Source organism: Alteraurantiacibacter lauratis, from assembly GCF_037154155.1.
Taxonomy (GTDB): domain Bacteria; phylum Pseudomonadota; class Alphaproteobacteria; order Sphingomonadales; family Sphingomonadaceae; genus Alteraurantiacibacter; species Alteraurantiacibacter lauratis.
Window position 1 is genome coordinate 70153 of sequence record NZ_JBANRN010000001.1, and the last position, 20989, is coordinate 91141.

The window sequence follows — 20989 nt, forward strand, 5'->3', positions numbered from 1 at the left end:
CGTATAGGGATCACCTTCTTTCGCCATGCAGCTTGTCATCGTCGAATCGCCGGCCAAGGCCAAAACCATCGAAAAGTATCTGGGCGGGGACTACAAGGTGCTCGCCTCTTACGGCCATATCCGCGACCTGCCGGCCAAGGATGGCAGCGTGCGGCCGGATGAAGGCTTTGCCATGGACTGGGAAGTCTATACGGAAAAGCGCAACCGCGACCAGGTGAAGGCGATTGCCGACGCGGCGAAAAAGGCCGACCGCCTGATTCTGGCGACCGACCCTGACCGCGAGGGAGAGGCGATTTCGTGGCACCTGCGCGAGTTGCTGGCCCAGAAAAAAGCACTGCCCAAGACGGTGGATCGCGTCACCTTCAATGCCATCACCAAGCAGGCGGTGACCGAGGCGATGAAGGCCCCACGCGACCTCGATACCGACCTGATCGACGCCTATCTCGCCCGCCGCGCGCTGGATTACCTTTTCGGCTTCACCCTGTCGCCGGTGCTGTGGCGCAAGCTGCCCGGCGCGAAAAGCGCAGGCCGCGTGCAGAGCGTGGCGCTGCGCCTGATCGTGGATCGGGAGCGCGAGATCGAGGCCTTCCGTCCGCAGGAATACTGGTCTGTCAGCGCGCTGATGGAGCATGACGGAACCGCTTTCACCGCGCGGCTGGTGAAGTTTGACGGCGAAAAGATCGAGCGGCTGACAATTGCCGAGGAAGGCACTGCCCTGCGCGCCAAGGCGGCAGTGGAGGCCGGGCGCTTTACCGTGGAGGAGGTCGATACCAAGCCGCTGAAGCGCAATCCCGCGCCGCCTTTCACGACATCAACGCTGCAACAGGAGGCCGCGCGCAAGCTCGGCTATTCGGCCAGCCACACCATGCAGTTGGCGCAATCGCTGTATGAGGCGGGCGCGATTACTTATATGCGTACCGATGGCGTGCAGATGGATGCAGGTGCCATCAGCGCCTGCCGCAAGGCGATTGCCGACCGGTTCGACGCGCATTTCCTGCCTGACAAGCCCCGCTTCTACGCCAGCAAGGCCAAGAACGCGCAGGAAGCGCACGAGGCGATCCGCCCCACCGATTTTGCCCGCGAGCGCGCCGGATCGGGTGACGAGGCAAAGCTGTACGACCTCATTTTCAAGCGTGCCATGGCAAGCCAGATGGCGGGCGCATTGCTGGAACGCACCACTGTTGTCATGCGCGATCCCACCGGGCGGCACGAATTGCGCGCGACGGGGCAAGTGGTGAAGTTTCCCGGCTTCATGGCGGTGTATCAGGAAAGTTTCGACCAGAAGGGCGAGGATGACGAGGACGGATCGCTGCTGCCGGTGATGCGGCAGGGCGATTGCCCTGCGAAAAAGGCGGTCAATGCCGAGCAGCATTTCACCCAGCCTCCGCCGCGCTTTTCCGAAGCCAGCCTGGTGAAGCGGCTGGAAGAATTAGGGATTGGTCGCCCCTCCACCTATGCTTCGACCATCCAGACGCTGCGCGACCGCGCCTATGTCCGGATGGAGAAAAACCGTTTCTTTGCAGAGGATTCGGGGCGTCTTCTTACAGCATTTCTCGAACGCTTTTTCCCGCGCTATGTCGCCTATGATTTTACCGCCGGCCTGGAAGACGAGCTGGACGAGGTATCCGGCGGGCGGGCCGAATGGAAGAAGGTGCTCGAAGCATTCTGGCGCGATTTCAAGCCGAGCAGCGACGAGGTGATGGAGCGCAAGCCTTCGGAAGTGACCGAGGCGCTGGACGAGTTCCTGTCCGATTATCTGTTCCCGCCGCAGGCTGATGGCGGCGATCCGCGCGCCTGCCCCAAATGCTTGGCCGAAGGGCGCGCTGGCGGTCGCCTCAGCCTTCGTGGCGGGCGTTTCGGTGCCTTTATCGCCTGTTCGAACTATCCCGAATGCGCGTTCCGCCGCAAATTCGGCCAGCCGGGCGATGGCGATGGGGCGGATGATGAAAGCATGGGCACCGATCCCGAAACGGGCCTGCCGGTCGAACGCAAGACCGGGCGTTTCGGCCCCTATGTCCAGCTGGGCGAGGGCAAGGACGCCAAGCGCGCCTCGATCCCCAAGGATATTCCCGATTTCGATCTGGAATGGGCGCTGAAACTGCTCAGCCTGCCGCGCATCATTGGCAATCACCCTGAAACAGGTGAGCCAATCGAAGCGAATATAGGGCGTTACGGGCCATATTTGAAACATGCTGGCAAATACGCCAAGCTGGCCGGAACGCGCGACGTGTTCGAAACAGGCATGAACGCGGCGGTCACCCTTTTGGCTGAAGCCGCCAATCGCGGCCCCGGCGCGCGCGGCGGCACCAAGGCGCAGCCGATCAAGGTGCTGGGCGCGCATCCGGTGTCTGGCGGGGAGATGAAAGTGATGCCGGGCCGCTATGGCCCCTATGTCACCGATGGCACGACCAATGCGACCATCCCCAAGGACGTGAAGCCCGAGGACCTGACCGAGGAGCAGGCCGTGGCCCTCATCACCGCGCGGACTGAGGCAGCGCCTGCCAAGAAGGGCAAGCGCAAGGCAACCGCCAAGAAGCCGGCGGCGACGAAACCGGCGGCCAAGAAACCGGCGACGAAAAAACCGGTGGCGAAGAAGAAGCCAGCCGCGAAGGCGTAACGGGCAGGAGGGAGAGCGGGGATGATTTTTACCGGTTCGCCATTGTGGCTCGACTTCCTTGTCCTGCTCGCCATTGCTGTCGCGGCGTTTGAAGCCGGGCGGTTGATCGGCGTTCGCCTGCTGCGGGCAAGCGGCGGCGGCACGAATGACGAGGACGGTGCAGACAGCCACGCCCTGTCTGGCGTGTTCGGCCTGCTGGCGCTGTTGCTGGCCTTCTCCTTCGGCATGGCGCTCAATCGCTACGAGGAACGGCGCGAACTGGTGGTGGCGGAGGCCAATGCCCTGTCCACTTTTGCCAGCCGGGTGGAATTGCTGGCAGCCGAGGACCAGCGGGCCGTGCGCGTCCTGCTGGCCGAATATGGGGCGGCTCGCCTCGATTTTGGCCGGGCGACTAACGAGGCGGCGGCGGGCGAAGCCTAAATCAGGGCGGCGGCGCTCCACGGCCGGATCGGCGATCTAGTCTATGCGTCGCTGGCGCGCACTCCGCCTGATCCGCGCGCGCCGCTGCTTGTCCAGCCTTACAACGAGGCTGGCGACATTGCCGCAGAGCGCCTTGCCGCACGCGAGGCGCGCCTGCCCGAAGCCGTGCTGGCGCTGCTGTGCCTATTCGCCATCTGCGGCGCAGCTCTGCTGGGCTATAACCGTGCAGGCAGCACCCGTGCCCATCGCCCGGCGGCGCTGCTGTTCCTGATGCTGCTTGCGGTTGCCTTCATCACCGTGCTCGACTTGGACCGCCCCCGCAGCGGCACCATCCTTGTGCCTAAACAGGCGATGGAGAGGCAGGTGGCGGAACTTGTCGGGGCAATAAGCCAGCCGCCGCCGCCGGAGGGTTGAACCGGCGGGCAAAGGCGCGCATGGCCGGGGCATGAGCGTGCCGCCCAAGACTTCCCGGACATTGCAAGACGACCATCCGGGCCTGCCCATGCCGCGCCGGGCCTTTGCCATTGTGGCGATCAGTTTCGGCACCGCGCTGCTGGTTCTGGACGGGACGATTGCCAATGTGGCGTTGCCCACCATTGCGGCGAATCTGTGCGTATCGAACGCGGCGGTGACCAATGTGGTGACGGTGTATCAGCTGGTGCTGGTGATGCTGCTTTTGCCGTTTTCCAGTCTGGGCGACCGCGTGGGGCACCGGCGGCTGTATCAGGCCGGGCAGGTGCTTTTCATGCTGGCATCGGCGGCGTGCTTCTTTGCCTCTAACCTGCCGCTGCTGCTGGTTCTGCGTGCGTTGCAGGCAATTGGCGCAGCTATGGCACTGAGTGTTTCTGCGGGCATAATGCGGCAGATTTACCCTTCGGCCCGGCTGGGCACGGGGCTGGGCGTGAACAGCGTGATTGTCGCCTCCTCCAGCGCACTGGCGCCCACGCTGGGCGGGTGGATCGTGGGCCATGTGGATTGGCACTGGGTCTTTGTCGCCGCCGCGCCGCTGGCGGTGGTATCGCTGATGCTGGGGCAGGCGCTTCCCGATCCGGTGCGGCAGGATCGCAAGACCGACTGGACAAGCTCGGTCTGGAGCGCGGTGACCATGCTGCTGATCATCGGTGGGTTGCAGGTGGGCACGCATGGCAATCCCATGCTGGGCATTGCGCTGGGGCTGGCAGGTGTCGCCTCGCTGCTGTCGCTGGTGCGGCGCGAGCGAGGTCGGCCTGCGCCGGTTCTGCCGGTGGACCTGCTGGCAAAGCCCGCGATTGGCCTTTCCGCGCTGGCGGGCATGGCCAGCTTCATTGCCGCAGGCACGCTGATGCTCAGCCTGCCATTCCGCCTGCAAGTGGGGATGGGGCTGGAACCGGAAACGGTGGGGATGCTGCTGTTGCCTTTCCCGCTCACCATGCTCGTCGTGTCGCCGCTGTCAGGCTGGCTGAGTGACCGGATTGCCGCGACAAAGTTGGGGGTGACCGGCATGGGGATTGCGATTGCAGGCCTGCTGCTGATTGCGACCATGCCCCAAGAGGCGAGCCATGCCGGGATCGCCGCGCGCCTTGCCTTCACCGCCGTGGGTTTTGGTCTGTTCTTCGCCCCCAATACCCGGTTGCTGATCGGGCGCTCGCCGCGCGAAAGGGCTGCGGCCGCAGGCGGTGTGCAATCGACCGCGCGCCTGCTGGGGCAGACGCTGGCAGCGGTGGTGGTGGGCATTTTGCTGGCCAGCGATCTGGGGATGGGGCCTGTGCCGATGCTGCTTGCCTGTGCGCTGGCCGTGGTGGCGGCGCTGTGCAGCGTGACGCGGTATCGGTTGCGCGATGCAGGTTGAGTTTCAGCGCACCCAGTCCAGCCCCATCTCCTCGTAGATCTCCCGCTTGTCGGCCCAGTTTTCGTCCACCTTTACATGAAGATAGAGGTGGACTTTCACGCCGAGTATGTCCGCCAGCTCCTTACGTGCGGCCTCGCCGATGGCCTTCAGTCGGCTGCCGCCCTTGCCCAGCACGATGCCCTTCTGACTGTCGCGCGCGATCACAATCTGCTGGTGGATTGCGACGCTTCCATCCTTGCGCTGTTCGTATTTCTCGTGCCGCACCGCGCTGTCATAGGGCAGTTCGTCATGCAGCTGCTTGTAGAGCTGTTCGCGCGTCACTTCGGCGGCGAGCAGGCGCTCGGACGCGTCGGACACCTGATCTTCGGGGTAATGCCACGGGCCATCGGGCATCAGCATTGCCAGATGCGCCTTCAGTTCGGGAACGCCGTCCCCCGTCAGCGCGGAGACGAAAAACACATCCGAGAAATCCACCAAGGCGGAAAATTCCTGTGCCAGTTGCAGCAGCTTTTCCTTGGGCGCAATATCCACTTTGTTGAGCACCAGTATCTTGCGTTCGGGCCGATCTTTCAGCGCGTCGAGGAGCGGCATCAGCTCGTGCCGGCGTTGCTTGATCGGATCGACCAGCAGCAGCACCGCGTCGGCCGCTTGCGTCCCTTCCCAGGCGGCATTGACCATGGCGCGGTCGAGCCGCCGTTTGGGTTCGAAAATGCCGGGGGTGTCGACCAGAATGATCTGCGCCGCGCCTTCCAGCGCAATCCCCATCAGCCGTGCGCGTGTGGTCTGCGCCTTGGCGGAGGTGATCGCCACCTTCTGCCCCACCAGCTGGTTCACCAACGTGGATTTGCCCGCATTGGGCGCGCCGATCACGGCGACAAGGCCGCATTTCGTATCGCCATTCTGGCCTTCAGGCGTGGTCATCCGAATTTCTCCATGAATAGCCGCGCGGCTTCGGCCTCGGCCTCGCGCTTGCTGCTGGCCACGGCTTCCACCGCGCCGACATTGTGAACGGTTACCCGCACGGTAAAGCGCGCGGCGTGATCGGGGCCGGATCGGCCGATAACCTCGTAGTGTGGCGGGCGGCGCTGGTTGCCCGCGGCCCATTCCTGCAACGCGCTTTTGGGATGTTTGGAACGGCCCGCATGGCCTTCCACCGCATCGGCCCAGAACTGCCGCACCCGTTCGCGGGTGGCATCAAACCCGTTTTCCAGAAAACTGGCCCCCAATAGCGCTTCCATGATATCGCCCAGCACATTGTCGCTGTCCGCTGCGCCGTCGTCACGCGCCTGCTTGCCCAGCCGCACATGTTCGCGCACGCCGATGTCGCGGGCGATGTCGGCGCAGGATTGCCGGCTTACCAGCGCGTTGAGCCGCTGCGCCAGCGATCCTTCCTGCCCGGCAGAGTGGTGATAGAGCCAATCCGCAATAGCAAGGCCAAGCACCCGGTCGCCCAGGAATTCCAGCCGTTCGTAATTGCGCGCGTCCCCGGTGCTGCCGTGGGTTAGCGCTTCGAACCAGATGGCCTCGCTGCGAACCGCAAAGCCCAACCCTTCCAGCCAATCGCGCGTGGCGGGGTCGAGCTTGCTCATATGCCCTGAAACAGGCGGTTCCAGCGCGCGGCGGTAAACCATGTCCACGGCTTTACCCAATCGGCATTGCCATCGGTGGACCAATACATGAAGCTGGCGCGGGCGACCACATTCTCTTCGGGCACCAGGCCGATACCGCGCTGCGCCTCTGCCGGGAAACGGCTGTCGAGCGAATTGTCGCGGTTGTCGCCCATCATGAACAGATGGCCTTCGGGAATGGTGATGGGCGGGGTCACATCCTGCGGCTCCAGCCCGAAATCGAGGACGTTGTAGCTCACGCCGTTCGGCAGCGTTTCGCGGAATTGCGGATAGCGGCAGGCATAGGTGCCATCGGGCAGTTGCTCGGTAAAGCGCACGCGGGCGCAGCGGCCATCGGGGCGGATGGGCAGCACGAAATCCTCCACCTGTTCAAAGCCCACCGGCTGGCCGTTGATATGCACCACGCCGTTGACCATCTGCACCGTTTCCCCCGGCAGGCCGATGACGCGCTTGATGTAATCGGTGCCGTCGATGGGATGTTCAAAGATCACCACATCCCCGCGTTCGGGCGTGCTGGCGAAGATGCGGCCGGGAATGAGCGGCGCGTTGAAGGGCAGCGAGCGGCTGGAATAGCCATAGGGCCATTTGGCAGCGAACAGGTAATCGCCCACCAACAGGCGCGGCATCATGCTTTCGCTGGGAATGTTGAAGCTGGTGAACACGAAACTGCGGAAAATCAGCACGATGAGGATCAGCTTCACACAGAACCACAGGAAGCTGCCTTCCTCTTTCACGCGCTTCTCCGGCGCGCCTGCGGAGGCAGCGGGCGCAGGGTTTGCGGCAGGCTCTTCGATTTCACGGATATGGTCGCTCATGGGCCAAGGGTCTTGTTGGCAGGCGGCGGCAAGGTCAAGAAAAATGGCGACGGAGGCCTTGCTTTGATCGACCAGCGGTCTAGCCCTGTTGCACTGCAACCAACGGGGAATCGGGAACATGGCAACTTCGCGCAACGGCGCCTGGGAAAAGCTGGCGGGATTGCCGCGCCCCACTTTGGCGGAATTGTTCGCCGCCGATCCGGCGCGGGTGGAGAAACTCTCTGCCCGATTGCAAGTGGGCGAGGGCGGGGTGCTGTTCGACTGGTCGAAAACGCATCTGTCCGACGAACTGATCGCGGCGTTCGAGGAACTGGCCGAGGCAAGCGATTTTGCCGAAATGCGCCGCCGCCTGTTTGCCGGCGAAGTGGTCAACCCCACCGAGAACCGCGCTGCCGAACACACGGCGCTTCGCGGCGTGGGCAAGGAGACGAGCGTGGAGGAGGCGGGCGCGCTGCTTGCCCGGATGCGGTTGCTGGTTGATGCGATCCACGAAGGCGCGCTGGGCGAGGTGCGGCACCTCATTCATATCGGCATTGGCGGCAGCGCGCTGGGCCCGGCGCTGGCGGTGGATGCGCTGGCACGCGATCTGGCGCTGGCGGATGTGCATGTCGTTTCCAACATTGACGGGGTGGCGCTGGAAGCGGCGTTCTCGGCCTGCGATCCCGCCACCACTCTCATCGCGGTGGCCAGCAAGACTTTCACCACGATAGAGACGATGACCAACGCCGCCAGCGCGCTGAAATGGCTGGCCGATAACGGCGTGGCTGATCCGCTTGGCCGGGTGATTGCGCTCACCGCCTACCCGGAAAAGGCGGTCGAATGGGGCGTGGATGAAACGCGCATCCTGCCTTTTGCCGAGTCGGTGGGCGGACGCTATTCGCTGTGGTCGAGCATCGGTTTTCCGGTGGCGCTGGCGATTGGTTTCGAAGATTTTGCCGCCATGCTCGATGGCGCGGCGGCGATGGACGAGCATTTCCGCGATGCGCAAGGGCGTGCCAATCTGCCGCTGCTCGCCGCCTTTGCCGACCAGTATTACACCCGGCTGCGCGGCTGCCAGACGCGGGCGGTGTTCTGTTATGACGAGCGCCTGCGCCTGCTGCCCGATTACCTGCAGCAACTGGAAATGGAATCGAACGGCAAGAGTGTGACGGCGGCCGGCGATCCGGTCGATTTCCCCACTGCGCCCATCACCTGGGGCGGGGTGGGCACCGATGCGCAGCACGCGGTGTTCCAGCTTCTGCATCAGGGCACCAACCTCGTGCCGGTGGATTTCATCGCCAGCATAGCCCCCGGCGACGATCTCGACCCGGCGCATCACCGCATCCTGCTGATGAACTGCTTTGCCCAAGGCGCGGCGTTGATGGCGGGGCGGGCCAGTGCGGATGGCGCGCGCAATTATCCGGGTGACCGGCCTTCCGCGACAATTCTGTGCGATGATCTGGATCCGGCAACCCTGGGCGCGCTGATCGCGTTTCACGAACACCGCACCTTTGCCAATGCGGTGCTGATGGGGATCAATCCGTTCGACCAGTTCGGCGTGGAACTGGGCAAGGATATTGCCCGCCAGATCGAAAAGGGCGGCGCTGATTTCGATCCCAGCACCGCCGCTCTGCTTGCCGCAGCCGGTTTGGACTGAAAGCGACCTAAAGGAACCTAGAGCGACCTAGCCCCGACGAGGTGCCCCTATGGTTGGCAAGCGCGGGCCAAGCCGCCATATGCGTGAGCAGCCAGCGGGAGACAGCGTGCCAATGCCTGATTTTGATTATGACCTGTTCGTGATCGGCGCAGGTTCGGGCGGGGTGCGCGCCGCGCGCATATCGGCCAGTCACGGCGCGCGCGTGGCCGTGGCCGAGGAGCACCGCGTGGGCGGCACCTGCGTGATCCGCGGCTGCGTGCCCAAGAAGATGCTCGTCTATGGCTCAATGTTTGCCGAGGAGCTGGGCCATGCCGGCAATTACGGCTGGACCATCGAAGGCGCGCGGTTCGACTGGCCCACCTTGCGCGATTTCGTGAACCGCGATGTCGATCGGCTGGAAGGGCTTTATGGCAAGACGCTGGAAAGCCACGGGGTCGAGGTATTTGCCGAGCGGGCAACCATCGCCGGGCCGAACACCGTGCGCCTTGCCAGCGGGCGCGAGATTACCGCCGCGCATATCCTGATCGCGGTGGGTGCCTGGCCAATGATGCCCGATTTTCCGGGCGTGGAACATTGCATCAGTTCCAACGAGATGTTCCATCTGGAAGAGCAGCCAAAACGCCTGATGGTGGTGGGCGGCGGCTATATTGCCCTCGAATTTGCCGGTATCTTCAACGCGCTCGGCAGTGAGGTGACCGTGGTCAACCGCAGCGACCGTCTGCTGCGTTCCTATGATGCACAGGTGGTGGAACGGGCGCTGCATATCATGATGGGGCGCGGCATTACTTTCCATATGAACCGGCTGGTGCAGTCGGTGACGCGGGATGAGGAGGCGGGCTGCCTGCTCGTCGATCTGGGCGATGCCGATCCGATCCATGCCGACCAGGTGCTGATCGCCGCCGGACGCGTTCCGAACACATCCGGGCTGGGACTGGAAAATGCGGGCGTGGAACTGACCGAGCGCGGCGCGATCAAGGTGGACGAGCAAAGCCGCACCACCTGCCCCAGCATCTATGCCGTGGGCGATGTGACCGACCGCGTGCAGCTGACCCCGGTGGCGATCCGCGAAGGTCATGCCTTTGCCGACAGCGTGTTCGGCGGCAAGCCGCGCACCGTCGACTATGCCAATATCCCCAGTGCCGTTTTCACCCAACCGCCGCTGGCTGGCGTGGGGCTGACCGAGGAACAGGCGCGGCAAACCTATGGCAGCGTGAAGGTCTATTCCTCCGACTTCCGGCCGATGAAAAACATCTTCTCGCCCCATGCCGAGCGGGGTCTTTATAAATTGATCGTTGACGAGACCTCCGAGAAGATCCTCGGCATTCACATGATCGGGCCGGAAGCGCCTGAAATCCTGCAAATGGCGGCCATCGCGCTGACGGCGGGACTAACCAAGCAGGCGTTTGACGATACCGTGGCCCTTCATCCCAGCATGGCCGAGGAACTGGTACTGCTGAAATAGCGCCGCTTAACGGGCCAGCTCTTCGTCCAGAAACGCGCCCACTTCGGCAAGGTCGACATGCTTGTCGACAAACGCCTCGCCTATGCCGCGCAGCAGGATGAAGGGCAGGGTGCCTGCGTCCATCTTCTTGTCGTGCAGCATGTGCGCGACGAGATCCGCCCCCCGGCATGACAGATCGAGAGACGCGATTTCCGTCGTCAGCAGCGCGTTTCCGATTGCTGCGCAAATGCGTGCGGCATCATCCTGAGATATATAACCTTTCCGGGCGGAAAACCGCGCGGCCAGCACCATGCCGAGAGCCACGGCTTCCCCGTGCAGCAAACGGTCGGAAAATCCCGTTTCGGCTTCCAGCGCGTGGCCGAAGGTGTGCCCCAGATTGAGCAATGCGCGCGTGCCGGTCGTCTCGCGTTCATCCTGCGCCACGATGCGTGCCTTGGCCGCCACCGATTGGTCCACGGCATATTCCTGCGCCGCCGCATCGCCCGCCACAACCTTGGCGCCGTTCTCTTCGCACCAGGCGAAAAAGGCGTGATCACCCAGAATGCCGTATTTGATGACTTCCGCATATCCGGCACCCATTTCGCGCGAGGGCAAGGTTGCCAGCGCATCGAGATCGGCTAGCACCAGCGACGGCTGGTGAAATGCGCCCACCAGATTTTTCCCGGCGCGCGTGTTTATCGCGGTCTTGCCGCCCACGCTGGAATCGACCTGCGCCAGCAAGGTTGTCGGCAATTGAATGAACCCGCAGCCGCGCTTCAGGATGGCGGCGGCAAAGCCGGTGAGATCGCCGATCACTCCGCCGCCCAGCGCCAGGATGTGATCGCCGCGCTCCACCTCCTGATCGAGCAGCCAGTCGACCACCTGTTCCAGCACCTGCCAGCTTTTGGTCGCCTCGCCCGGATCGAGCACCAGAAAGTGCGGTTCGAAACCTGCCGCTGTCAGCGAACCCGTTACCGCCTCCTGCCAATAGGCGGCGACATTGGCATCGGTGATGATGGGCACCGCCTGTTTGCGCAGCAGCGGGCCGCACTGCACGGCCACATCCTCCAGCAGGCCAGAGCCCACGCGCACTTCATACGAACGGCCGGCCAGTTCCACGCGGGTTACAGACATTGGTCGAGAGCCTCCAGAATGCGGTTGACGGTGGCATTGTGCGGGCCGGCATCGCTCATCACCTTGATGGGCGCCTTGGCATAGAAGGGCTCGCGCTCGGCTTTCATGCGCGTCACGATTTCGCGCACATTGCCGCCGCGCAGCAGGGGGCGCTTGGTATTGCGGCTGACGCGTTCGATCAGCGTTTCGGCATCGCTGTCGAGCCAGATGGGGATGCCCTTGGCACGAATCAGCGCGGCGGTTTCGGGCTGGACGAAAGCCCCGCCGCCCGTTGCCAGCACGCTGGGGCCGCTTTCCAGCAGGCGGGCGATCACGCGGCGTTCCCCATCGCGGAAATGGTCTTCGCCAAACTGGTCGAAAATATCGGTGATCGGCATCTTGGCCGCTTCGACAATGGCATCGTCGGCATCGGCAAAGGGCAGTTTCAGCACCGCGGCGAGCTTGCGCCCGATGGTGGATTTGCCCACGCCCATCATGCCCACCAGCACAATCGGCCGGTCCAGCCGCGCCTTCAGGCCAGCGATTCGCGCGGGTGCCTGCGGATCGCCGCCGGGCCTGCGGCGACCATTGACCGAAGGAGATTGCGTGTTGTTCATTGCCGCCGGGGCTATAGTTGCGCTAACCCGCCTGCGCAAATCAGCAAATCGGCAGACCGACACCGGGGGCCGCGGTTGAGCAGAGGAAGTGGTGGCTAAACGCCGAAAGGGTATCGTGGTGGTTCTTGGCTTGATCGTGCTGGTCGTTCTGGCGCTGGCCTGGATGGATGGCGGCGTGGAGGAACAACGGCTGATCGAGGTGCCTGTCGATCTCCCCCCTGCCAGCGGGGAGCCGCAGGCATGAGGGGGGCGCTGCTTCTGGGTGCGGGTGCGCTTGCCCTTACCTCCACGCTGGCGCTGGCGCAGCCACAGGATCTGCTGCCCGATATTTTCAACGATCCGCCCGCCGAAGCGCCCGCGCCGCGCCCGCAGCAAACCGCAGCGCCCGCCGCTCCTGCGCCGCAGGTCACGCGCGGAGCGACGCCACCGGCTGCATCGGCCACGAGCGCACCCGTGGTGCAGCCGCTGCCTTCGGCGCCATCCGCAGGCGCATCGGCGGCCCCGCTACCGGGCCTGCCCGCCAACTTTCCTTCTCTGGCCGAGCTGGAACAGATGGAGGAGGCCGAGATCAACGAACTGCTGGGCCTGCGCCCCAAATTCGACGTGCCGCCCGCCGCGCGCCGATCCATGGAGCGGGTGGGCGTGATCGCGAGCAGCGAGGGCGGTTTTCCTTATCCTTCGCTCGCCCGCCAGCCGGCCGGGCTGGTGCGCGCGGCGCTGGAAGGAACGCGCGGGCCGATGGTCTCGCGCTGGGGCCATATCCTCGTGCGGCGTGCACTGGCCAGCCGGCTGGATGCGCCCGCAGGCATGAGCCCGGTGGAATTCGCCGCGCTGCGCGCTGCTGTGCTGAATCGCATGGGCGAGGCGCGCGTGGCGGTGGAACTGCTGCAGGATGTCGACGGCAACAATTACGATGCCGCGATGCTGGCGGCAGCCAGCGATGCCTATTTGGCGACGGGCGACCTGCTCGGCCTGTGCCCGCTGGCGCGGCTGCATCCGCAATTGCGCGAGGATGGCGAATGGGTGCTGACGCAGGCGATCTGCGATTCCTTCCTGGGTGAAACACGCTCGGCCGAACGGCGGCTTGCCCGCGCGCTGGGCACGGGCGAGGCACCGGAAATCGACGTGCGGCTGGCGCAGCGCTTTGCGGGGGCCGCAGGCGATGCGGGGCGCGCGGTGAATATCGAATGGGCAGGCGTTGACGAGCTTACTCCGTGGCGCCTGTCGTTGGCGCGGGCGCTGGGGGTGGAAATCCCGGACGCCTTGCGCAGCGCAGCCCCGCGCCGGTTCGATTATGCCGATGTGCTCATCCCCGCTGTGCCGCTGGCCCAGCGTCTGCGCGCGGCGGACAGGGCCGGGCGTGCAGGTGTGCTGTCGGCGCAGGCGATGGTGGATCTCTATTCGTTGGCCTATGCCAATGAAGGGCTGGACGAAGCCACCCGCAATCTGGCGGCGCAATTGCGCCAGGCCTATGTCGCGTCGGAACCGGCCGATCGCCTCGCGGCGATGCGGGCGCTGTGGGGCGAGGATATGTCCTATGGCCGCCTTGTCCTCACCGCCTATGCCGCAGCGCGCCTTCCGGCCAGCAATGAGCTGGCCGACGATGCCGGCCCGCTGATCGCCGCGATGCTGGCGGCGGGGCTCGATGCCAATGCCATGCGGTGGCGCAGTGTGATTTCGACAGGCAGCGAGGGGTGGGCGCTGCTGGCGCTGGCCGATCCGGCTGGCGGCACCGTGTCGGACGGAGACTTCGGCAGCTTTGTCAGCGACGATGACAGCGAAGGCAGCCGCAAGAGCGCCTTCCTGCTCGCCGGGCTGGCGGGGCTGGGCCGCATGGACGCAGCCGATGTGCAAAGCCGTGCGGCCGATCTGGGCATCGACCTGTCGCGCGAAAGCGTGTGGAGCCAGCGTATCAGCCAGGCCGCACGGGTCGGCAATCCCACGCTCGTGGCGTTGCTGGCCGGAGTGGGGATGCAGGGCGATGGGTGGAACCGCATGACCGCGCGGCATTTGTATCACATCGTCCGGTCGCTCAACGCCGTGGGCCTTTCCGCCGAAGCGCGCATGATCGCCGCTGAAGCAGTGGCGCGCGGCTGAGGGAGCGGGGCGATCAGCGCCGCGGTTGAGACATTCCTCGCCATGCTGGCGGCGGAGCGCGGCGCGGCAGCCAACACGCTGGCAGCCTATCGCCGCGACCTTGAGACGGCAGAGCAAGCGCTGGGCGATCTTGTCTCGGCCAGCCGCGAGGATCTGGCGCGGCTGGGCCAGCACTGGGCGGGCCTTGCTGCGTCCAGTGTGGCGCGCAAGGCATCGGCGCTGCGCCAGTTCTATGGCTTCCTGCTCGATGAAGGGCTGCGCCGCGACGATCCCTCGCCCGCTCTGCCGCGCCCGGCCACGCGCCGCCCCTTGCCGAAAATCCTCTCCCATGCCGAGATCGAGGCGCTGTTCCAGCAGGCCGAAGGGGAGGCGCAAAGCGGCCGGGCGGACGCAGTGCGCAATCTGGCGCTGCTTGAACTGCTCTACGGCTCAGGCCTGCGCGCGACCGAACTGGTGGCGCTGCCGCTGACCTCAGTGCCGCGCGATGCGCCATTTCTGACCGTGACGGGCAAGGGGTCGGCGCAGCGCATGGTGCCCATCTCGCGCCGGGCCAAGGCAGCGCTGGCGAAATGGCTGGAGTTGCGCCATTCGGATTCGCCGTTCCTGTTCCCCTCGCGTGCGCGCCACATCAGCCGCATCCGCCTGTATCAGCTGGTGAAGGAACTGGCTGCGCGGGCAGGAATCGACCCTGCGCGGATCAGCCCGCACGTCCTGCGTCACGCTTTTGCCACGCATCTGCTCGAAGGCGGTGCAGATCTGCGCGTGCTGCAAACGCTGCTCGGCCATGCCGATATCGCCACCACGCAGATCTACACGCATGTCGATGCCGCGCGGCTGGTGGCGCTGGTAAATGCGCGGCATCCTCTTGCAGGGCGAACGCAGGGAGGTTAGCGCATCGCGCCATGATCTCTTATCTCGAATTCGAAAAGCCCGTCGCCGTGGTTGACGCCAAGATCGCTGAACTGCGCGCCGCCGCAGGGGAAGACGGCGATGTCGATATCTCGCGCGAACTGGCGAGGCTGGAAAAGAAGAGCGCGGAACTGCTCGCGCAGGCCTATTCCGCGCTGACCCCGTGGCAGAAGACACAGGTGGCCCGCCACCCCGCGCGCCCGCATTTCCGCGATTATGTCGCGCATATGTTCAGCGACTTCCTGCCGCTGGGCGGGGACAGGCTGTATGGCGATGACCAGGCGATCATGGGCGGGCTCGCCACGCTGGATGGCCGCCGCGTGATGCTGATCGGCCACGAAAAGGGCAATGACACCGAAAGCCGCATCCGCCACAATTTCGGCATGGGCAAGCCCGAAGGCTATCGCAAGGCGATCCGCCTGATGGAAATGGCCGACCGCTTCGGCCTGCCGGTGGTGACTCTGGTCGACACATCGGGCGCCTTTCCGGGTATCGAGGCAGAGGAGCGCGGACAGGCCGAGGCCATTGCGCGCAGCACCGAAGCCTGCCTTGCGCTGGGCGTGCCGATGGTGGCCGCGATCGTGGGTGAAGGCGGTTCGGGCGGCGCGGTCGCGCTGGCCAGTGCCGAGCGGGTGCTGATGTTCGAACACGCGGTCTATTCGGTGATCTCGCCCGAAGGCTGCGCCTCGATCCTGTGGCGCACCGCCGAAAAGGCCCCGCAGGCAGCCGAAGCGATGAAAATGACCGCGCAGGATCTGCTCGAACTGGGCGTGATCAATCGCATCGTGCCCGAACCCATGGGCGGCGCGCACCGCGATCCGGAGGGGGCCTGTGCTTCGCTTTCTGCGGCGCTTTGCGAGGAACTTGACGCGCTGGCGCGCCGCGATGCCGCATCCTTGCGCCGTGCGCGCGAGGAACGGTTCCTGGCAATTGGCGAGGGGCTGGCGCGCTAAGGGCCTGTTGGCAAAGGAACCAATCCGCCGGCAGGCAGTTGCGTTAGGCGGCTGATCTGGCAATTTCGTCGCCGGATTCCTGGCCGAATGGGGAACATGCCATGACTGCTTTTTCGCGCACCGCCTCCTTTGCCCGCCTTGCCCTGTGCGGCGCGGCCTCGCTTGCCCTTGGCGCTTGCGCCACGGTTCCCGGCGCCAATGTCGCGCCCGGATCGCCCATCACCCCGTCCGAGGCGCAATTGGGGGCGCAGTATCACCCGCAATTCGTGGCCGAGTTCGGCGGCGAAATGACCGGCCCCTATGCTGATTATGTGCGCGGTGTGGGGCAGGGCATTGCGGTGCAATCGGGCCTCGCCACCACACCGAGCGCGTTTCAGGTGACGCTGCTCAATTCCTCGGTGAACAACGCCTTCGCGGTGCCCGGCGGCTATGTCTATGTCACGCGCCAGCTTGTGGGCCTGATGAATAACGAGGCCGAACTGGCTGCCGTGCTGGGACATGAAGTGGGCCACGTTGCTGCACGGCATTCGGCCCGCCGACAGGCTGCGGCACAGCGCAACCAATTGGGCGGGCTTGGCGTTGCCATCCTGTCCAGCGTGCTGCTGGGCGGCAACAACCCGCTGGGCCAGCAGATTTCGCAGGCGGCGCTGCAAGGCTCGCAATTGCTGACCCTGTCCTATTCGCGCGCGCAGGAAATCGAGGCCGACAATCTGGGCGTGCAGTATCTGAGCCGCGCCGGTTACGATCCACGGGCCATGGCCAGCCTGCTGCAGAGCCTCGCGGCCCAGAATTCGCTCGACTCGCAATTACAGGGGCGCGGCGATGCGACTATTCCCGCCTGGGCCTCCACTCACCCCGATCCCGCCAGCCGGGTTCAGAACGCGCTGGCGCAGGCGGGCAATGGCACAGGCGTGACCAATCGCGAGACCTTCCTGCGCCGCGTCGATGGCCTGATGTATGGCGACGATCCCGCGCAGGGCGTCATTGAAGGGAATGATTTCATCCATCCCGAATTGCGCTTGCGCTTTAGCGCACCGCAGGGCTTCTATATGGTCAACGGCACGCGCGCCGTGTCGATCAATGGCGATGCGGGCCGTGCGCAGCTGACAACGGCCGCGTTTGACGGGAATCTCGAAACCTATGTCCGCGCGGCCTTCCGCGCTTTGGGCGGCGAACAGCAGCAGCTTGCGCCCGACAGCATCCAGCGTGCCACGGTGAACGGCATTCCCGCCATGTTCGGTGGTGCGCGCGTCAATAACGGGCAGCAACAGGTGGATGTCACCGTTTTCGCCTATGATTTCGGCAATCGGCAGGCGTTTCACTTTGCGGCAATCACCCCGGCGGGGCAGGCGGGCGTTTTTAACGCCATGTATAATTCCATGCGCCGCATTACCGCGGCAGAGGCGGCGCAGGTCGTGCCGCGCGCGATCGATGTGGTGACGGCATCACGCACCGATACGGTGCAGACGCTGGCACGGCGCATGGCCTATACCGATGCGCAGGAAGCGCGTTTCCGCGTGCTCAATGGTCTGTCCGCCAATGCGCAGGTGGTGCCTGGCCAGCAATACAAGATTGTGGTGCGCGCCAACTGATCGAAACGGCCGGCGGCACGCCAAATGATAAGGGGCGGCAGGTTTCCCCTCCGCCCCTTTCCTTGTCTCTAGAAGCGAAACCCGATTACGCGTTGGCTTCTTCGAGTTCGTCCGAAACGGAGTTGAAGGTGTTGTTCAGGTTGCCGCCCAGGCTGTTCAGGGCCGCGATCGCGGCAACGGCGATCAGGGCAGCAATCAGGCCATATTCGATGGCGGTGGCGCCGGCTTCGTCGCGCAGCATGTTCTTGAAGAAGGTCATGTCAGTCTCCTGGTTTTCGTAGTCTTCGGTACCCGATCCGATCAGTTCCCCGTCCGGATGTGTTCTGGTCTAAAGTCAAGAAGTTGAAAAAGTCCTAAACCTTAGCTTGCATTTTCGACTGCAGTCTCGATCCTGTTGAACATCGAGTCGGCTTCACCGGCAAAAAGCCGAAGGCCTCCAACCATGGCAATCACGATCAATCCCGCGATCAGGCCGTATTCGATTGCGGTGGCGCCCTGTTCGTCGCGCAGCATGATGTTGACACTTCCAAACATGGGGTCGAGCTTTCGATACGATCTGATAGGCCGGATTCTCGCATCCAATCCCTAACGAATAGTTGACAGGAGACTTCGGGTTGGAAGATTTTCCGACATGGATACCGGTAGTTGCGCTGGCATTGCGCGATGCCAGAGCTCGTGTGTTGTTGCAGCAGCGTCTTCCTCACAAACATCATGCAGGCCTTTGGGAGTTTCCCGGCGGCAAGTTGGAATCTGCGGAAAATCCGCGATTTGCGCTAGTTCGGGAGATCGCGGAGGAACTTGGTATCCGGATTGAAACCACGAAGCTGTCCCCCTTGTTTCTGGCGGATGAGGCAAGCCACGAGAGCGGGTATGCGGGGGTTGTATTGCTTCTTTACACCTGCCGCGAATGGGGCGGGGACATCACCGGGCTGGACGGGCAGCAGTGGGGCTGGTTCACGCTGGACGAGGCCGCAGGCCTCCCCTTGGCGCCAATGGACCGCGATCTGCTTTCACGGCTGAAAATTCTTGATGCCATCGCTGGTCAATAGGCTTGCCAAGCTGGAAAAGCCCCCCTATGTGGCGCCCTCCAATGCGCGCCCGTAGCTCAGCTGGATAGAGCACCAGACTACGAATCTGGGGGTCAGAGGTTCGAATCCTTTCGGGCGCGCCAACACAACACCCGTCCCTGCAAGGGGCGGGTTTTGTGTTCCTGAGGCCTTGGGAACTCTTGTGTGCCCGGTTGGTTGATCGGCCAAAGCCAAGGAGTCCTCCCCCAATGAGCAAGACCGACATTTTTGCCCGCCTCAAGGAAGATCATGACAAACACCGCGCGCTGTTCCAGCGGCTGGAACATACGCATGGCGAGAGCGACGAGCGGCGCGATCTCTTTGAACAGCTTACCATCGAGCTGAAGGCGCATGCCGCGGCCGAGGAGCAGGCGCTCTATTCCACCATGATGCGCAAGCCCGCGACTACGGACGAGACGCGCCATTCGGTGGCCGAGCATCACGAGATTGAAGAAATGCTCAACGATCTGGCGGCGACCAGCATGGCGACGGGCGCGTGGCTGACCAAGTTCCGCCAGCTGCGCCACGATTACCTGCATCATATCGAAGAAGAGGAGGAAGAGCACTTCCCCGACTTTGCCAAGCACCTGACAGCCGAGGACGAACAGCATATTCGCGCGGTATTTGACCGTCGCAAGCGCGCGGAAAAGGCCGATGCGTCCGTCACGCCGGAAAAGAAGGAAGACGCCAAGCAGTAAGCTGCCGCAGCGGGGGCGCCGTGGCTCAGGACAGCGATTCTCTCTCAGCCGAACCGGGCGTGTGGCGTTATGCCCGCGCGCGGCGCGCACGCCTGCTGATCGATGGCGAGGAATATTTCGCCACCATGCAACAGGCGATGTTGAAGGCGCGCCAGCGCATTCTGATGATAGGGTGGGATTTCGATACAAGGATCCACCTCGCCCAGGGGCGGCGCTGGTGGCACAAGGGGCTGCGCGCGCAATATCCCCGCCGCCTCGGCAGTTTCGTCGTCTGGCTGGCGCGGCACAATCCGCGCCTTGAAATCCGTATTCTGAAATGGAGCATCGGCGCGCTGCAATTCCTGACGCGTGGCTCGATGCTGCTCGATCTGGCGCGCTGGGCACCGCACCGCCGCATCGATTTCAAGTTCGATACCGCGCATCCCGTGGGGTGCAGCCACCACCAGAAGATCGTGGTGATGGACGAGACGCTGGCGGTGTGCGGCGGGATCGACATGACGCAGGGTCGCTGGGACACGCGCGAACACCGCGCCGAAGATCCGCGTCGCACCGCTCCGGGTGGCAAGCCCTATGGCCCATGGCACGATGCAGCCCTGATGATGGAAGGCGATGTGGCAGTGGCGCTCGCCGATCTGGGTCATGCGCGCTGGGAACACGCCGGGGGCAAACCCCTGCCTCGTTGCACGCCGGAAGGCGAATCATGCTGGCCAGACGGGGTGACGCCGCATTTCGAGGATGTGGAAATCGGCATTGCCCGCAGCCGCGCCGAACATGGTGGGCTGTCCGCCCTCACCGAGGTGGAGGAGCTATTCCGTCGCCAGATCGCTGGCGCTCGCCGCTTCATCTACGCAGAAAACCAGTATTTCGCCAGCCGCGCCATATGCGAGGCGCTGGCCAAGCGGCTGGCCGAACCCGATCCTCCGGAAGTCATCATTGTTCATCCGGCAAACGCCGATGGCTGGCTGGAATGTCTGGCAATGGACACTGCGCGCACCACGCTGATCGAGGCGATCCGTGAACTGGACGGCAATGATCGCTTCCACATCTACGCGCCATATTCGAATGGCACGCCGATCTATGTCCATGCCAAGGTGATGATCGTGGATGACGAAGTGCTGCGCGTCGGATCTGCCAATTTCAACAACCGTTCGATGGGGCTGGACAGCGAATGCGATGTGTTCATCGATGCGCGCCGTCCCGGCAACGGGCATGCCGCGCCTGCCATCCGCGATCTGCGCCTGTCGCTGCTGGGCGAGCATTGCGGTCTGTCGCCTGACGAGGTGGCCGCGCTGGAGGAGAAGGCAGGGTCAATGGCGGCGATGATCGCGCTTCTGGGCGGGGAGGAGGGGTGCCGGCTGCGGCCCTTTCATCCCCCCGCCAACAACGAGGTGGAGGAGGCGCTGGCCGCAAACCAGATACTCGATCCCGAAACACCGGAGGAGATGTTCGCTTTATCATCAGGCAGGCGTGGCCTTTTGCGTCCGGGCAGCCTATTGGCGAGAGCCAGAAACAGGCTGGCCCGCAGGCGGGCGGCCAAACTACGACGGGATAAGTGACT

General features: G+C 64.2%; 22 protein-coding genes, 2 tRNA genes and 1 pseudogene. 16 read left to right on the forward strand and 9 right to left on the reverse strand.

The window, feature by feature from the left end:
* The first annotated feature begins 25 nt into the window (after positions 1-25).
* From topA to WFP39_RS00355, 4 genes are all read left to right on the forward strand, one after another.
* The gene (gene topA / locus WFP39_RS00340; protein ID WP_336917107.1) at positions 26-2617 is read left to right on the forward strand and encodes a type I DNA topoisomerase; all 2592 of its coding nucleotides are present in this window, start codon (positions 26-28) and stop codon (positions 2615-2617) included.
* Between the two features lie 21 nt (positions 2618-2638).
* Positions 2639-3037 carry a hypothetical protein gene (locus WFP39_RS00345; protein ID WP_336917108.1) on the forward strand — a complete coding sequence of 133 codons (399 nt, stop codon included), beginning with the start codon at positions 2639-2641 and terminating at the stop codon, positions 3035-3037.
* 84 nt (positions 3038-3121) lie between these two features.
* Entirely contained in the window at positions 3122-3451 is a 330-nt protein-coding gene (locus WFP39_RS00350; protein WP_473829096.1) for a bestrophin-like domain, read from the forward strand.
* A 31-nt stretch (positions 3452-3482) separates the two neighbouring features.
* Positions 3483-4865, forward strand: coding sequence for an MFS transporter (locus tag WFP39_RS00355; RefSeq protein WP_336917110.1), 1383 nt, complete (start codon positions 3483-3485; stop codon positions 4863-4865).
* Positions 4866-4868: 3 nt separating this feature from the next.
* On the opposite strand, the gene era is transcribed toward WFP39_RS00355, so the two are convergent.
* The 3 genes from era to lepB are packed head-to-tail and all read right to left on the reverse strand — an operon-like array spanning position 4869 to position 7308.
* Positions 4869-5786 carry a GTPase Era gene (era, locus tag WFP39_RS00360; RefSeq protein ID WP_336917111.1) on the reverse strand — a complete coding sequence of 306 codons (918 nt, stop codon included), beginning with the start codon at positions 5784-5786 and terminating at the stop codon, positions 4869-4871.
* Positions 5783-6454, reverse strand: a complete 672-nt coding sequence (rnc, locus tag WFP39_RS00365; protein ID WP_336917113.1) for a ribonuclease III — start codon at positions 6452-6454, stop codon at positions 5783-5785. The genes era and rnc overlap by 4 nt, the downstream gene beginning before the upstream one ends.
* A complete protein-coding gene (gene lepB, locus WFP39_RS00370) occupies positions 6451-7308 on the reverse strand; it encodes a signal peptidase I (protein WP_336917114.1) in 858 nt (285 codons plus the stop codon). The genes rnc and lepB overlap by 4 nt, the downstream gene beginning before the upstream one ends.
* 118 nt (positions 7309-7426) lie before the next feature.
* Between lepB and pgi the strand changes: the two genes are divergently transcribed.
* Together pgi and gorA are read left to right on the forward strand one after the other, a co-directional pair.
* A complete protein-coding gene (pgi, locus tag WFP39_RS00375) occupies positions 7427-8944 on the forward strand; it encodes a glucose-6-phosphate isomerase (protein WP_336917115.1) in 1518 nt (505 codons plus the stop codon).
* A 112-nt stretch (positions 8945-9056) separates the two neighbouring features.
* On the forward strand, positions 9057-10406 hold the full coding sequence (gene gorA, locus WFP39_RS00380; RefSeq protein WP_336917117.1) for a glutathione-disulfide reductase: 1350 nt from the start codon (positions 9057-9059) through the stop codon (positions 10404-10406).
* Positions 10407-10412: 6 nt separating this feature from the next.
* Here gorA and aroB read toward each other — a convergent pair whose 3' ends face one another.
* Both aroB and WFP39_RS00390 read right to left on the reverse strand, forming a co-directional pair.
* Entirely contained in the window at positions 10413-11519 is a 1107-nt protein-coding gene (gene aroB / locus WFP39_RS00385; protein ID WP_336917118.1) for a 3-dehydroquinate synthase, read from the reverse strand.
* The gene (locus tag WFP39_RS00390) at positions 11510-12115 is read right to left on the reverse strand and encodes a shikimate kinase (RefSeq protein ID WP_336917120.1); all 606 of its coding nucleotides are present in this window, start codon (positions 12113-12115) and stop codon (positions 11510-11512) included. The genes aroB and WFP39_RS00390 overlap by 10 nt, the downstream gene beginning before the upstream one ends.
* 91 nt (positions 12116-12206) lie before the next feature.
* Between WFP39_RS00390 and WFP39_RS00395 the strand changes: the two genes are divergently transcribed.
* The 3 genes and pseudogenes from WFP39_RS00395 to WFP39_RS15215 form a co-directional block, all read left to right on the forward strand.
* Complete coding sequence (locus WFP39_RS00395) at positions 12207-12359, forward strand: hypothetical protein (protein WP_336917121.1); 153 nt, start codon at positions 12207-12209, stop codon at positions 12357-12359.
* On the forward strand, positions 12356-14212 hold the full coding sequence (locus tag WFP39_RS00400) for a hypothetical protein (protein WP_336917122.1): 1857 nt from the start codon (positions 12356-12358) through the stop codon (positions 14210-14212). Before WFP39_RS00395 ends, WFP39_RS00400 begins: the two co-directional genes overlap by 4 nt.
* A gap of 12 nt (positions 14213-14224) precedes the next feature.
* A pseudogene (locus WFP39_RS15215) lies at positions 14225-14455 on the forward strand (site-specific integrase); the annotation flags it as partial.
* Between the two features lie 179 nt (positions 14456-14634).
* Here WFP39_RS15215 and WFP39_RS00405 read toward each other — a convergent pair.
* Both WFP39_RS00405 and WFP39_RS00410 read right to left on the reverse strand, forming a co-directional pair.
* A complete protein-coding gene (locus WFP39_RS00405) occupies positions 14635-14841 on the reverse strand; it encodes a hypothetical protein (protein ID WP_336917123.1) in 207 nt (68 codons plus the stop codon).
* A 35-nt stretch (positions 14842-14876) separates the two neighbouring features.
* A tRNA-OTHER gene (locus WFP39_RS00410) sits at positions 14877-15018 on the reverse strand.
* On the opposite strand from WFP39_RS00410, the gene WFP39_RS00415 reads away from it, so the two are divergent.
* The 3 genes from WFP39_RS00415 (at position 14975) to WFP39_RS00425 (ending at position 17666) form a co-directional block, all read left to right on the forward strand.
* Positions 14975-15103, forward strand: coding sequence for a hypothetical protein (locus WFP39_RS00415; RefSeq protein ID WP_336917124.1), 129 nt, complete (start codon positions 14975-14977; stop codon positions 15101-15103). The genes WFP39_RS00410 and WFP39_RS00415 overlap by 44 nt on opposite strands.
* Before the next feature lie 11 nt (positions 15104-15114).
* Positions 15115-16074 (forward strand): acetyl-CoA carboxylase carboxyltransferase subunit alpha, encoded by a 960-nt coding sequence (locus WFP39_RS00420; protein ID WP_336917125.1) that lies wholly within the window; start codon positions 15115-15117, stop codon positions 16072-16074.
* Positions 16075-16175: 101 nt separating this feature from the next.
* Positions 16176-17666, forward strand: a complete 1491-nt coding sequence (locus WFP39_RS00425) for a M48 family metalloprotease (protein ID WP_336917126.1) — start codon at positions 16176-16178, stop codon at positions 17664-17666.
* Positions 17667-17751: 85 nt separating this feature from the next.
* Here WFP39_RS00425 and WFP39_RS00430 read toward each other — a convergent pair whose 3' ends face one another.
* Complete coding sequence (locus WFP39_RS00430; protein WP_336917127.1) at positions 17752-17925, reverse strand: Flp family type IVb pilin; 174 nt, start codon at positions 17923-17925, stop codon at positions 17752-17754.
* Between the two features lie 101 nt (positions 17926-18026).
* Positions 18027-18179 carry a Flp family type IVb pilin gene (locus WFP39_RS00435; RefSeq protein WP_336917128.1) on the reverse strand — a complete coding sequence of 51 codons (153 nt, stop codon included), beginning with the start codon at positions 18177-18179 and terminating at the stop codon, positions 18027-18029.
* 101 nt (positions 18180-18280) lie between these two features.
* Here WFP39_RS00435 and WFP39_RS00440 point away from each other — a divergent pair, with 101 nt between their 5' ends.
* The 4 genes from WFP39_RS00440 to WFP39_RS00455 all read left to right on the forward strand — a co-directional run bounded on the left by WFP39_RS00440 (position 18281) and on the right by WFP39_RS00455 (position 20987).
* Positions 18281-18715 (forward strand): (deoxy)nucleoside triphosphate pyrophosphohydrolase, encoded by a 435-nt coding sequence (locus WFP39_RS00440; protein WP_336917129.1) that lies wholly within the window; start codon positions 18281-18283, stop codon positions 18713-18715.
* Positions 18716-18760: 45 nt separating this feature from the next.
* A tRNA-Arg gene (locus tag WFP39_RS00445) sits at positions 18761-18837 on the forward strand.
* Positions 18838-18942: 105 nt separating this feature from the next.
* Positions 18943-19431: a hemerythrin domain-containing protein gene (locus WFP39_RS00450; RefSeq protein WP_336917130.1), complete on the forward strand. Its 489-nt coding sequence runs from the start codon at positions 18943-18945 to the stop codon at positions 19429-19431.
* Between the two features lie 20 nt (positions 19432-19451).
* Positions 19452-20987, forward strand: a complete 1536-nt coding sequence (locus tag WFP39_RS00455) for a phospholipase D-like domain-containing protein (protein WP_336917131.1) — start codon at positions 19452-19454, stop codon at positions 20985-20987.
* The last annotated feature ends 2 nt before the right edge of the window (positions 20988-20989 follow it).

Coding starts and splice junctions, on each gene's coding strand:
- topA (WP_336917107.1), top strand. CDS start 26: ATGCAGCTTGTCATCGTCGAATCGCCGGCCAAGGCCAAAACCATCGAA.
- WFP39_RS00345 (WP_336917108.1), top strand. CDS start 2,639: ATGATTTTTACCGGTTCGCCATTGTGGCTCGACTTCCTTGTCCTGCTC.
- WFP39_RS00355 (WP_336917110.1), top strand. CDS start 3,483: ATGAGCGTGCCGCCCAAGACTTCCCGGACATTGCAAGACGACCATCCG.
- era (WP_336917111.1), bottom strand. CDS start 5,786: ATGACCACGCCTGAAGGCCAGAATGGCGATACGAAATGCGGCCTTGTC.
- rnc (WP_336917113.1), bottom strand. CDS start 6,454: ATGAGCAAGCTCGACCCCGCCACGCGCGATTGGCTGGAAGGGTTGGGC.
- lepB (WP_336917114.1), bottom strand. CDS start 7,308: ATGAGCGACCATATCCGTGAAATCGAAGAGCCTGCCGCAAACCCTGCG.
- pgi (WP_336917115.1), top strand. CDS start 7,427: ATGGCAACTTCGCGCAACGGCGCCTGGGAAAAGCTGGCGGGATTGCCG.
- gorA (WP_336917117.1), top strand. CDS start 9,057: ATGCCTGATTTTGATTATGACCTGTTCGTGATCGGCGCAGGTTCGGGC.
- aroB (WP_336917118.1), bottom strand. CDS start 11,519: ATGTCTGTAACCCGCGTGGAACTGGCCGGCCGTTCGTATGAAGTGCGC.
- WFP39_RS00390 (WP_336917120.1), bottom strand. CDS start 12,115: ATGAACAACACGCAATCTCCTTCGGTCAATGGTCGCCGCAGGCCCGGC.
- WFP39_RS00400 (WP_336917122.1), top strand. CDS start 12,356: ATGAGGGGGGCGCTGCTTCTGGGTGCGGGTGCGCTTGCCCTTACCTCC.
- WFP39_RS00405 (WP_336917123.1), bottom strand. CDS start 14,841: ATGTGGCGCGCACGCGAGGGGAACAGGAACGGCGAATCCGAATGGCGC.
- WFP39_RS00420 (WP_336917125.1), top strand. CDS start 15,115: ATGATCTCTTATCTCGAATTCGAAAAGCCCGTCGCCGTGGTTGACGCC.
- WFP39_RS00425 (WP_336917126.1), top strand. CDS start 16,176: ATGACTGCTTTTTCGCGCACCGCCTCCTTTGCCCGCCTTGCCCTGTGC.
- WFP39_RS00430 (WP_336917127.1), bottom strand. CDS start 17,925: ATGACCTTCTTCAAGAACATGCTGCGCGACGAAGCCGGCGCCACCGCC.
- WFP39_RS00435 (WP_336917128.1), bottom strand. CDS start 18,179: ATGCTGCGCGACGAACAGGGCGCCACCGCAATCGAATACGGCCTGATC.
- WFP39_RS00450 (WP_336917130.1), top strand. CDS start 18,943: ATGAGCAAGACCGACATTTTTGCCCGCCTCAAGGAAGATCATGACAAA.